This is a genomic window from Peribacillus simplex (genome assembly GCF_001542915.1).
In the GTDB taxonomy this organism is placed as follows: Bacteria; Bacillota; Bacilli; order Bacillales; family DSM-1321; genus Peribacillus; species Peribacillus simplex_B.
Map to the genome: position 1 here is coordinate 229,221 of NZ_LNNH01000059.1, position 12,372 is coordinate 241,592.

The window sequence follows — 12,372 nt, forward strand, 5'->3', positions numbered from 1 at the left end:
GCGCTGCTTCTGATAACAGCGATTATCTGAATGATATCTATATTCTTCTGTTTTATTGGAAGCATACTAGATAGTTACTTCATTTTCATAAGGATAATTATTCGAATAATAATCGAGAATAGATAAAAAGGTGATGGTTTGTTTCATTATGGAATAAGCTGTCGCCTTTTTCGTTTTTTAAAAGCAAAGGACTTGAAAGGTTAAAAAATCATTTGTAAAGGGGCTATAATTTTGCTGATGAAGTTCATTTTCACAGAACTCCCATGCAGTTCGTTCAATGGGGGACCTTGATATGCACAGTTCCATCATTTCTCCCGTTAACTTTATGAATCTTATCAGCAGTGTTCGAGTTCTATTTGCGCTGCATGAAGACGAATAAACTCTATTCCTGATGGTCACATTAACTATACATGAATAGCCGAGTATTGGAGGGCGATTAAGTGCTAATTAACAAGAACATAATCAAGTGGTCTGCCTAAGCAATAGTAAAACCAACAAAGATATATTTAGAAGTAAATGTAATTCGGCCGATAATCGAGTGAATCATTCAAAGAATCAAAACAAAGCTACTTGCGCATTTCGGTGGATTCAGTTGAAATGATTATCTAAAAAAGAGGTTGTGCTAATGAATGTGAAAAGCAATAAACAAGCTAAAATTGGTATGGGCCTAGGAGCAACTTCTGCTGTTGCTTGGGGTGTAGATACGGTAGTGATCGGCATTATAATCGCAAGTACCCCTTTTAAACAATCGATAATGCTTGCACCAATTATAGCAGCATTCATGCATGACTTTTTCTCGGCGTTATGGGTTACCTTACTTATGATTATAAAAGGTGAATTTATTAATGTATTGAAGTTACTTAAAACAAAAAACGGTGCGATTTTAGTTTTAGGAGCTTTATCTGGTGGACCTTTGGCAATGACCTTTTATTTTTTTGGCATTCAATATGTGGGAGTAACTTATGCCGCAAGCATTTCTTCTATATTTCCTGGAATAGGCGCCGTGCTTGCTTTTACTTTTTTGAAGGAAAAAATGAACAGGAGAGCTTGGCTTGGGATAATGATAAGCATCACAGGAGTAATCATATTGGCCTATATGCCATCAAAATTGGACGTGGATAGTCACTTTTTCATTGGAATATTATTTTCATTAGGAGCCGCTATATTTTGGGGACTCGAAGGGGTGATAGGTGCTTGGGGAATGAAGGGAGACGATGTCGTTCCGTTATATGCGATTAACATAAGGCAGATGACCTCTGCTTTATGTTATGGGCTATTTATTGTGTCTTTTATGCATGGCTATCCTCTAGTTCTTGAAGCGGTGTCCTCTAAGATCGTATGGTTAATAGCGATGGCAGGTTTATTGGGAACTGCTAATTATTCTTTATACTACATGTCGATCAACTTAATAGGTGCTGCAAGAGGTCAATCGCTCAACAATACTTATGTTTTTTGGGCAATCGTAACTGAAATCATATTTATAGGCACCCCTGTCAGCTTGCAATTCGTTATAGGCGCAGCAATAGTACTGATAGGTTCCATTCTCGTTTCGGGCAGTGCAAAAGAATAGATGTTAAATACAACTAGCTGCCTGCGGACGGATGCGAAATACCGGAAACAATTACTACTTGATATTAAAAGCTGCCGATGGAGGACCTCCATACATAATGGCAGCAATTGTACCCTTATTTTGCTAGGGGGTAATTGATAATACATAGTTTTAATAAAGTGCTCGACCAATTGAAGCCGGGTTTTTTTTGCATGGTTTCCATCTGATTGCCTTCCCCACACAATTATAGGTTCAGCATTTCAAGTTTTATGAATCATGCCTGGGCCATTTCTGCTCTTATGCTGTGATTATTAGGTATCACCTTCGCTAATTAAATAGGTGGAAATCCTGCCATTAACTTTTGGGAGATTCACAAGGGAGGGAAGTGAAGGTAAAAAGAGGACAAGGAAGTGTATTCCGTAATGGTGGTTTGTAAAATCTTCGATTCAAAGATGGAGCAATATCAGCGAATGGGAATCTTGAAACAGCGGCATCGCTCGGTATTATCGTAAACGTAATATTCGGTATACTTTCCATACTATCTATTATCTTTATGGTGCCTAAAGATACTGGTAAAACATCTAATGCCTCTACCAAATCCCCGGATGTCCCCAAGCGGCAGCCAATTACAGAATGATTTGCCACATTAGTGGCGTTTCGAAACCGAATGAAGGGAAGATGAAATGATGATGAGAAATACGTTAATGGAAATGCTGGAATCCCGTAAGGAAGAAATGATTGAAATCCGTAGGCACCTGCATGAAAATCCTGAGCTTTCTTTTAAAGAAGAAAAGACAGCTCAATATATTATTGATTTTTATAAAGGAAAAGATGTTGATATTCAATCGAATGTAGGAAATGGATATGGAATAATCGTCACGATTAAAGGGAGAAAGCCTGGAAAAAACATCGGGCTCAGAGCCGATTTTGATGCACTTCCGATTGTCGAGGAAACGGATGTACCCTTTAAATCAAAAAATGAGGGCGTTATGCATGCGTGCGGCCATGATGGACATACTGCCTATTTGTTAATTTTGGCGGATTGCCTCATACAATTAAAAGCTGAAATCCCAGGTACGATAAAAATCATTCATCAACATGCGGAAGAAGTTCCGCCAGGAGGTGCTAAGAGTATGGTAGAATCGGGCATGCTTGATGATCTCGATAATATATTTGGAATCCATCTGCTGCCAATGGATGCAGCAGGCGTCGTTGGTTACCACTCGGGATATTCTTTTAACGGAAGAGCTTATATGAAATTGAAAGTTCAAGGCAGAGGCGGACATGGTTCGTCTCCACATCTGGCAAATGATGCCATTGTCGCTGGTGCTCATTTCGTCTCAGCTGCCCAAACGATCATTAGCCGCCGATTGAGTCCTTTTGATATCGGTGTGATTACGATCGGCTCTTTTGATGGAAAAGGGACATTCAATGTCATTAAAGACAGCGTAGAGCTTGAAGGCGATATCCGTTATATGACTGTAGAAACAAAAGCAACCATTGAAAAAGAAGTGAAGCGTCTTGTAAAGGGGCTGGAAGAAGAATTCGGTGTAACATGTGAGCTGACGTATACGAATGATTATCCGCCCCTATATAATGATGCCGCAATTACGCAAAAGGTTGCTGAGTTACTTACATCTGCAAATGATAAAGATATAAAAGAAGTGAAGGAATTTCCCGTGCTTCCTCCATCTGAAGACTTCGCTTATTATGCGGAAAAATTCCCTTCCTGCTTCTTTTACATAGGTTGTACGCCTAAAGGAGTTACGAAACCTTATTTCAATCATCATCCTAAGTTTGATATGGATGAAGATGCCCTTCTTGTGGCAGCAAAAGCAGTAGGATATGTGGTATGCGGTTATTATGAGTTGGATTAGTAGCACTCGGCAAAATGAATGAAGCAAAGCGGAGGCGGGGCTGAATGGGATTAGTCCGGCCCCTTCACCGTTAAAAAAGTTTATCCATTCATTTGATTCCAAAGCATTCACTGTGGTTTTTGCTCGTCAAGAAGGACCATGGGCATGGGGAGAGGGGGAGGAACATTGACATGGGACATTCTTAATATCATTGGTACGATAGCTTTTGCAATAAGCGGTGCTTTCATCGCAAGGGAAGTGAATTACGATTTATTAGGAGGGTACGTTTTAGGCTTTACGACAGCCTTCGGGGGCGGCCTTGTTCGCAATCTATTAATTGAAATACCGATTGAACTTATTTGGTCGCAAGATTATTTATTTGGAATTGCCTTTTTAGGCATTACCATCGCATTTTTCATGCCGGATAATTGGATTGGCCATTTGAAAAAGTGGGTGATATTTTTCGATGCTATCGGTTTAGCGGCATTCGCCATTCAAGGTGCAGACTATGCCGTATCGATTCAGGCACCATTAATAGCCGTTATTGTAGCAGCTGTCATGACGGGAGCAGGTGGCGGGCTGATACGCGATGTATTTGCAGGGCGAAAACCAATGATCTTTCATTCGGAGATATATGCCTTGTGGGCCGCATTTGCAGGTTTTATGATTGGTCTGGATTTAATGCGCGGGCCATATGCAACCCTTTTTCTTTTAATCGTAATCGTTATTTTTAGAATGATATCAGTGCACTTTAAATGGAATCTGCCCCACAAAAAATGATAATCAAATATTAAAAATAAAATTCTTGGCTACATGATCTCTATAAAATTTCTCACTTAAAAACGGGGTTCTATGATGTACTCGGATTTTATCCCTGGATTTTCTACTTTCCGCAATAACATACTATAGGCTTTTACCGTAAGAAGATACAATGGATGAGGATAGCTTGAAAGGAGCATACCTCATGAATATGACATCTTTTATTTTTTACTGTTTTATCGTTACGTTTACACCAGGACCGACCAATATCGTCATATTGACCACCGTGCATAACTCCGGCACTAAAAAGGCCATGGATTATACGTATGGAGCGACGATTGCTTTTGGTGTCTTGCTCGCCATTTCTGCTATACTGAACACCTTACTTGTAACGGTCATACCAAGAATTTTACTCGTCATGCAGATAATCGGAAGCGTTTATATGTTGTATCTTGCTTATCAGGTATATAATATGGATACATCCAAACCGTCTGTAAACGAAACAGGCAGCTTTATGTCTGGATTTCTTACACAGTTTTTAAACCCAAAGGTACTGCTTTTTACAATGACTGTAATTCCCACCTATATTATGCCCTATTATGTATCAATGGCTGCGGTTACAATAAGTGTTGTCGCCATTACGATAATTGGGTTCCTGGCATTCATTGCGTGGGTACTTTTCGGAGCGATTTTCAAGGGGTTTTTACAGAAGTATAAAAAGATCGTAAATATATTGATGGCTTTGTTTTTAGTTTACGCTGCAATCATGATCTGGATATAGGCAGGCTACTTAAGAGGTGAGATATATGGAAAAGTTCATCTATAAAAAATCGGCAGGCATAACGGCCTTGTCAGCAAGCATCACTGATTTTTCGTATAAAAGGCACGCTCATAAAGAATATGCCATAGGAGTCACCTTGCGCGGTATTCAGCACTATAACCTGGATGGCCATTTACACTTGTCCTACGAAAATGGCATCATGTTTTTTAATCCGGAACAGGCACATGATGGAATGGCCCATGATGAGACAGGTCTCGATTATGTGATGCTGTATATAGATCCACAAATGCTTCTGCAGGTAATGGATAAAAAGGATATCATCCTCTTTCCGAAACCCAATGTGTATGATGATAAGCTTAAACAAGGAATATTACGGCTTTCCCATGCAATATTAAATGAAAAAGATGAGACATTGTGCAGTGAATTACTTGTTGCCCTTACCGATAGCCTAATTGAAACGAATCTTTCTAACACGTATAAGAAAGACCATAAGCTAATTAAAACAGCAAAAGACATGCTTCACGCCAACTTACAAAGCGTACTTAAACTTGATCAGATGTGTAAAGAGCTTGATTTATCCAAATTTCAGTTCATTAGATTATTCAAGGCCCATACTGGAATCACACCGTATCAATACTTCCTTAACTGCAGGTTAGAGCACGCAAAGCAGTTAATAGAAAAAAAACGAGATATTTATTCAGCAGTAGCGGAGTGTGGTTTTGTTGATTTAACCCATTTAAACAGACACTTTAAAAGCGTTTACGGAACAACCGCCTATGAATATATGTCATATATGAATTGAAAAAGATGGACCAATCCACTTAATTGGAATTCCAAGAATGCATGCCAACCTTGCTGGATGAAACAAAGCCAAAAGAAGACCAACCCATCTGGATCGTTGGATACCGTTCGTTGGAACCTTCAGGGAGGGAGTAATCAACCATGCCCTTAAAAGCAGGGGATATCATTACGTTTGCACGGACATTTACTCTAAGGGATGTTGAAGTATTTACAGCTATTTCGGGTGATGAAGGGATTCACCATGTTTCCCCGGACGAACAAGGAAGACTTGTCGTACAAGGATTATTAACGGCGACTCTGCCAACAAAAATTGGCGGGGAGCATAACGTATTGGCTCGAACCATGAATTTTGATTTTTTGAGACCTGTATTTACAGGAGATACAATCAATTGTGTAGTTAAAATCGAGGAATTCGAAAAGCAAGAAAATGATAGGAGTGCTATCCATGCAGCCTTCTTATGTAAAAACCAGAATGAAAAAGAAGTCCTAAAAGGGAATTTCAAAGGAATAATTCTTTAATCCCACCATATTCCTCACTATGTGCTTCAGTAAAATTTTTAAATACGGCTAATAATTCATATACAAGGCTTGCGCAACCCAATTGTATATACATTTCATTTGCATGTAAATGTACTAGTTTTATAGACTAGGTCAATTTCTTCGGAATAACCTGCCGCGATCTTTAAGAGATAATCTAATAATTTGAGCGACTACTAGCGAATTTTGTACTTATTCTTGTGAACAGGCCAGTTTACTCGTTTAATTTGGGCAATCTCCTGGCGAATTCGAGAAGTTTACTCGCCAATTTAAGCCGTTTAACTTGCGATTTGGCGGGCTTTCTCATCAATTTCTTATTTAAAAGCATCTATCATACCTAGATAGGTGCTTTTTGTCATCCTTCAGTTCTTCAACTAACCTATTTAGGCTAAGGAACCCTGTGATAAATCATCGACGAGTATCTAACATATTCCTTCATTAATAAATCATCCTATACACTCTTAACGATATTCGTTCCCCCTGCTGGAGAAAATGGTCATATTTCCTCAAATGCAAACAAACACGAGAAAAGTTACCAAAACTAGATTGACAATGAGAATCATTATCATATAAAATAGTAAATGAAATTGATAATCATTTTCATTCGTTGTTTTTTCTTTATATGTCAGTCATAAGAATGACAAAGTGGATAAACAGATATGGATCAGGATAAATAAATTATAAAAATCGATTGACGAAAAAATCAATGTAAGCGGGGGAATAAACCAATGGATAAAAATCATGTAATTTTAGAACCTTTTCAACATCAAGTAAGCTGTTGCTGCCCGGGGCAGAAGCACCTGCATATGATCGACTTCTTTCCAGGAGATGTATGGACAATTACCGATGAGCGGAAATATGTAGATTGTCTAGGATGGCACTTTTTGATCGTGGTCAACGAAGAGTATCAGTTTTTTATGCAAGTGGCAGACATCGAGGAGCTGTATTCCACTGGCACCATTTGCTCCATATTGGATTTGGATCTGAGAATTAATCATTTGGGCTTTAAAATCAACGAAGCACTCGATGCACATGATAGGGAGTCGTTTCTTTCGTTTGCTGATGAACTGAGCTGCGTCCAGGAAATAAAGAATAAAATGAACACGGAAGATGTGCATGCGTATTAAGCAAACAGGGTGCACTTGTTAAGGTGTATGCGGTGATGACGTTCTTTCTCCTGAAGATAAGAATGAAAGGATAAGCATTCAAATAATAAAAAGCATGGTTGGAAGGGGAAAATTGCATGTCTAAAATCATTATTATTTTTGCCAGTATGAGTGGCAATACAGAAGAAATGGCGGACTCCATTGCAGCAGGAATCAAGGAGAACGATGTGGATATTGAAATGATAGATATAATGGATAGTCCAGAAGCATCCATACTTGAAGGGTACGATGGTATCTTATTAGGTGCATACACGTGGGGGGATGGAGATCTGCCGGATGATTTTTTAGACTTTTATGATGAAATGGATGATGTTGATTTAACCGGAAAGAAAGCTGCGGTGTTTGGTTCAGGCGATTCATACTATACACACTATTGTGCAGCTGTAGATATTTTGAGCGAAAAATTAAGGGAACGGGGCGCTGATATCGTCATGGAAGGGTTAAAAGTCGAATTAACCCCAGAAGATGAGGAAATCAAAAGGTGCCAGGATTTCGGGAGGGAGTTCATGAAAAAAAGTTTGGTTTCTTCCATATAATTTTAGACAGCATAGGGTAAAGAGGAGTGAAGGGAATTGATGGGGAAGGAATATCGGGTTTCGATTGCCACTTTGACTGATTATCATTTACAAGATTTCATAAGATGTCCTTATCAATTTTACTTTCATCATATTGAAGGAAAAAGCGCAGCTCAACATAATTGGCGAAAGATGGTTCAATTTGTCATTAATCAAGTTGTAAGTCGATATTATAAACTTCCTCTTGAAAGCCAGACGACCAAGACGGTTATGGAGCTCATAGATGAACATTGGAGAGTCATTGATGTACGACAGTTCGAGTCAAAGATTCAGTATTATTTGGCTTTAGCCAAAATATCAGACCATTTGAACCAATTTTTAACTTCTGGGAAAAATGAATACCCTCCTTTGTTTTTATATGAAAAGCTCAACATGACGATTGATGAGCTTGGGACCGACCTTTCCTTAACTCTCGAAGTGGCAGAATGGTCAAGCAACTCATTCATCATCAAAAAATATTTAGTCGATACTACTGAAGATATGAACATTTTGTTTATTCATATGATTTCGGTATTTTGTCAAAAGGCATTTGGTCAATTACCTGAGAGAATTGAAATCATCTCGCTTATGGACGGTAAACTGAAACCATACATTCCAATCATGGAAGACGTTTCGAACGGATTGGAGTACCTTAACATCATCAAGAATCTTTTGCAACAACCTAAAAATTACTTGAAAACGGATTGCGCAACGGTTTGCAGTAGTTGTTCTTATCAAAAAAGGTGCTATGAAGGCATTAATATGAATCACGATGGTTTTATAATCCAATGACTATGCTCGCGGCTGCGATCAGGTTAGTATTTTATGGGCATCCGCTGATGAAGGAAGAGAAAAACACCTTGAAAACGGGTATTTACATAATTTTTTAAAGGCGGATCATTCCATATCGGGATAATCCGCACTATCGTTTATATAACGTAAAACATCACCTCATATCCTCTAACCTTCAGCTATGAACATGGAAAAGGCTCTTATCAGTTCTTTCTCCATACTGCTGATCATTCATACCCGGTTACTATTACTCCATCGATATTGTTGCCCGAAATCTCGTAATGGTTATTATGTGGTACTTTAATTGTCATGCTTTCAGAAACAAGGTAATAAGAAATTGTATATTGTACCCCGTTAACATTTGCAGCAGTGGACTTTTCTTTTTTGAGGAAATCTAAATATTCCTCCAAGACGAAATTTTTTTTATGCATGATCGCGCTGTGTGGCAAACCTACAAAACGGATATGCCACGGTTCATATTGAATGCCTGTAACATCGATTTTATCCTTTGGATAGCGTAAAATAAAACCGTATTTCCAAGCATTTCTTTCTATCCATTTTCCTTCCGCCGCTTCACTCATTTTCATCTGTGAAGAACCTACATCAAGGGATATACCCAAATTGTGTTCACTATAGCCGGCAGGCAAGGCATAGTCAGGTCCCATTTCCCGGTAAAGTTCACGTTGCTTATTCATACCCCGGTATCCACTATTAATCAAGAAATGATGAACCCCTTCTTTTTTGGCAGCCGTTATCATCTTCGAAAATGCAAGTGCGACATCCCTTGATAACTCAATATTGCCATCAAGCAATCCGTAGCCCTCTGTCAATTCCTTGTTCGTAAATAAATTTACGATATCCGACTTTTCACTTTCTGAATGAACAGGAAATTCACTGTTGACCAAGAGCAGATTTCCTTGGTATACCTGTTCTTTGGAAATCTCTTTCCGCTGAATGTTTTTAGGAATGCCTATATCGGCTAATTTAACTTTTTCATATCGATCATATGTTTGAATCTCGACTTTCCCATGAAAAGTCGGTGCTATATAAATGAAACCAAAACCGATACTCAATCCAAAAAAAAATAAATACCCCAACTTTTTCAATGTAAGCTTCCTCCTTGATCTTATCTTCTTATAAGATAGGACAAACTTTTTAAAAAAAGAGTGGGGTAATTCTTAAATTTTTCTTAAATCATTCTTTGGGATGTGAGCTTCATCATTTTATCCACTTTCTTGAGGTAATCGAACTTCAAAAACGGTATGCATAAAACTACTTTCGGCACTGATTGTCCCGTTATGCTGCTCCACGATGTTTTTTGCAATGAATAAGCCCAGCCCAGTGCTGTCTTCTTGGTGAGCTCGAGCTTTGTCCCCAGTATAAAACATATCAAAAAGATGCGGCAGTTCATTTTGAGGGATGGGATCTCCATAATTCACAACTTGAACAACCAATTCCCCAGAATGTATAAAGCCGCGAATGTCTACAAACTGACCGTCGCTTCCATAACGATTTGCATTGATTAGAAGGTTTTCAAACACGCGGGCTAAAAGGGCTCCGTCTGCAACAATTGGTAATGGGGAAGGAATATTCATTCGCGCGGTTAAATGATTTTTTTCAAAAACAGGGTACAATTCTTCCGTTAGTTGGTTGAGCAAATCGGCTAAGTTAATTTGCTTTTTATAAACTGGCAGCATCCCATAGTTCATTCTCGTTATCTCGAATAATTCATCTATAAGCCGTTCTAAACGCTGTGATTTAGTAAACGCAATCGTTAAAAAATGTGTGATCTGCTCCTTAGTCAATTTTTCATCTTTAAGAATTAAATCGATATAACCTAAAACAGACGTAAGAGGCGTACGCAAATCATGTGCTAAATTTACGACCAACTGATTCTTGCTGCTTTCCGAAAAATCTCCTCTTTCAATAGCTTCTTTCAACTTCTCGCTTGCCAAGTTGATATCTTGGGCAATATCCCTGAATTCATCATAGGTATTTATTTGAACCTTATATGAGAAATCTCCTCGAGCTAGATGGTGGATCCCTGTTGAAATCTTATTGAAGTAGGTCGAATAGGGCTGGGTCAGTACATAAAAAAACAAGATCGAAAGCGGGATGAACAGTAGTAAAAAGAAGTTAATGTCACCAATTTCATTCATCAATCGACGATAAAAAGTCAGCCTGTCGCCAAACTGGACATAGGTATGATAATAAATTTGAAGTCCCTTAAAGATGGAATAGGTGATGATACCAGCAAATAGCATACTTAAACCGAATAATAGCACCATCTTCGAACGAAAACCGCGTACAGCTTTAGCCATTGAATGCATATCCGACACCCCATACGGTTTTAATCCATGTATTCTTCCGTGTATCTTTTTCCAGCTTTTTTCGTAACGTGCGAATATGTACCATAACGGTATTTCCACTTTCAAAATAAGCTTGGTCCCAAACGTGCTGAAATATGTTTTCCACACTATAAACCTTCTTTGGATGACTGGCCAATAAATGTAAAATATCAAACTCCTTTGGGGTAAGTTCAATGTTTTCACCATATAAATTTACGGTGCGCTGATCAGGAGAAATAACCAGCCCGCCAAATTCCAAGTTCGTTTTATGATCTGTTTTTGGTTGATTAAGCTTCGTAAAGCGCCTCAGCTGAGCGTTGACACGGGCAACCAATTCCATGGGGATAAATGGTTTGGTCATATAATCATCTGCTCCAATCACAAGTCCATGGACCTTATCGAAGTCAGAGGTTTTTGCGCTCAAAAATATGACAGGCATATTATGCCGTTCGCGAATGTGACGGATTACTTCATATCCATCCATTTTCGGCATCATGATATCCAGAATCAGCAAATCAACATTTTGGGTCTCGGTAACATCAAGGGCTTCTTGACCATCAGAGGCTGTAATGACATGGTACCCCTCTTTTTCCAAAAGGATGGAAATTAGATCGGCAATTTCTTTTTCATCATCCGCTATTAAAATTGATAGACGTTTCATTCATTCCCACTCCCATTGAAAATTACAATCTAATTGACTCTTGCCATAAGAAACGCCATAGCTTGGGGATCTGTAGCAAGAGCTTTCTAACATGAATGATAATTCATGCAGATCTTCTTTATTATTTTCCATTATACCCTTAACTACTTCAAGGATATGGCCTTTTTTCTGAACTGTTATAAAACTATTGCTATCCAGCTGTATAAGCAATCTTCCCTTGCTTTCATAGGAAAATGATACTGCCGGAGCCAATTATGGATGATGATAAATACATGAGGTCGCAGTCGAGAATCAGAAACAGCGAAACGTTTACCTTGACGGAACGATCCTGTCCTAACAATATGAATATTTCGCCTTGAAAAAGAAAAAACACAAATGTCAGGCTGAAAAAATTGTATAAGAAACGGCGTTATATAATCGTACAAAAATTGATAGGAAAATAAAAACGATGGAAGAAGAGCACTCCATCGCTCAGACTGTAGACAAACTCGATGAAAATCGAGTTTGTCTATTTTTATGGCCTGTACAATTTAGACGTTGATTTCCACTCCAGGCACTCGCTTTCCGC

The 12,372-nt window shown here is 38.6% G+C and carries 13 protein-coding genes; 9 read left to right on the plus strand and 4 right to left on the minus strand.

The features are described 5' to 3' along the window. Positions 1-625 precede the first annotated feature (625 nt). The 9 genes from AS888_RS24735 to AS888_RS24775 all read left to right on the plus strand — a co-directional run bounded on the left by AS888_RS24735 (position 626) and on the right by AS888_RS24775 (position 8,795). Positions 626-1,570, plus strand: coding sequence for a DMT family transporter (locus AS888_RS24735; RefSeq protein WP_061144726.1), 945 nt, complete (start codon positions 626-628; stop codon positions 1,568-1,570). A 668-nt stretch (positions 1,571-2,238) separates the two neighbouring features. Continuing rightward, entirely contained in the window at positions 2,239-3,426 is a 1,188-nt protein-coding gene (locus AS888_RS24740; RefSeq protein ID WP_061144749.1) for an amidohydrolase, read from the plus strand. Between the two features lie 165 nt (positions 3,427-3,591). Continuing rightward, the gene (locus AS888_RS24745; protein ID WP_061144727.1) at positions 3,592-4,185 is read left to right on the plus strand and encodes a trimeric intracellular cation channel family protein; all 594 of its coding nucleotides are present in this window, start codon (positions 3,592-3,594) and stop codon (positions 4,183-4,185) included. Between the two features lie 184 nt (positions 4,186-4,369). Beyond that, positions 4,370-4,945: a LysE family translocator gene (locus AS888_RS24750; RefSeq protein ID WP_061144750.1), complete on the plus strand. Its 576-nt coding sequence runs from the start codon at positions 4,370-4,372 to the stop codon at positions 4,943-4,945. A 25-nt stretch (positions 4,946-4,970) separates the two neighbouring features. Next, the gene (locus AS888_RS24755) at positions 4,971-5,747 is read left to right on the plus strand and encodes an AraC family transcriptional regulator (RefSeq protein WP_061144728.1); all 777 of its coding nucleotides are present in this window, start codon (positions 4,971-4,973) and stop codon (positions 5,745-5,747) included. A 140-nt stretch (positions 5,748-5,887) separates the two neighbouring features. Continuing rightward, complete coding sequence (locus AS888_RS24760; RefSeq protein ID WP_061144729.1) at positions 5,888-6,265, plus strand: hotdog domain-containing protein; 378 nt, start codon at positions 5,888-5,890, stop codon at positions 6,263-6,265. 746 nt (positions 6,266-7,011) lie between these two features. Then, positions 7,012-7,410 carry an IDEAL domain-containing protein gene (locus AS888_RS24765; RefSeq protein ID WP_061144730.1) on the plus strand — a complete coding sequence of 133 codons (399 nt, stop codon included), beginning with the start codon at positions 7,012-7,014 and terminating at the stop codon, positions 7,408-7,410. A gap of 116 nt (positions 7,411-7,526) precedes the next feature. Next, positions 7,527-7,985 carry a flavodoxin gene (locus AS888_RS24770; RefSeq protein ID WP_061144731.1) on the plus strand — a complete coding sequence of 153 codons (459 nt, stop codon included), beginning with the start codon at positions 7,527-7,529 and terminating at the stop codon, positions 7,983-7,985. Positions 7,986-8,024: 39 nt separating this feature from the next. Beyond that, the gene (locus AS888_RS24775) at positions 8,025-8,795 is read left to right on the plus strand and encodes a hypothetical protein (protein WP_061144732.1); all 771 of its coding nucleotides are present in this window, start codon (positions 8,025-8,027) and stop codon (positions 8,793-8,795) included. A 227-nt stretch (positions 8,796-9,022) separates the two neighbouring features. On the opposite strand, the gene vanY is transcribed toward AS888_RS24775, so the two are convergent. The 4 genes from vanY to AS888_RS26570 all read right to left on the minus strand — a co-directional run bounded on the left by vanY (position 9,023) and on the right by AS888_RS26570 (position 12,014). Continuing rightward, complete coding sequence (gene vanY, locus AS888_RS24780) at positions 9,023-9,901, minus strand: VanY-A/VanY-F/VanY-M family D-Ala-D-Ala carboxypeptidase (protein ID WP_061144733.1); 879 nt, start codon at positions 9,899-9,901, stop codon at positions 9,023-9,025. A 117-nt stretch (positions 9,902-10,018) separates the two neighbouring features. Then, the gene (locus AS888_RS24785; RefSeq protein ID WP_061144751.1) at positions 10,019-11,116 is read right to left on the minus strand and encodes a HAMP domain-containing sensor histidine kinase; all 1,098 of its coding nucleotides are present in this window, start codon (positions 11,114-11,116) and stop codon (positions 10,019-10,021) included. After that, the gene (gene vanR, locus AS888_RS24790) at positions 11,109-11,804 is read right to left on the minus strand and encodes a vancomycin resistance response regulator transcription factor, VanR-F/VanR-M family (RefSeq protein ID WP_061144734.1); all 696 of its coding nucleotides are present in this window, start codon (positions 11,802-11,804) and stop codon (positions 11,109-11,111) included. The genes AS888_RS24785 and vanR overlap by 8 nt, the downstream gene beginning before the upstream one ends. Beyond that, positions 11,805-12,014 carry a hypothetical protein gene (locus AS888_RS26570; RefSeq protein ID WP_221408628.1) on the minus strand — a complete coding sequence of 70 codons (210 nt, stop codon included), beginning with the start codon at positions 12,012-12,014 and terminating at the stop codon, positions 11,805-11,807. It lies immediately after the preceding gene. Positions 12,015-12,372: the final 358 nt, after the last annotated feature.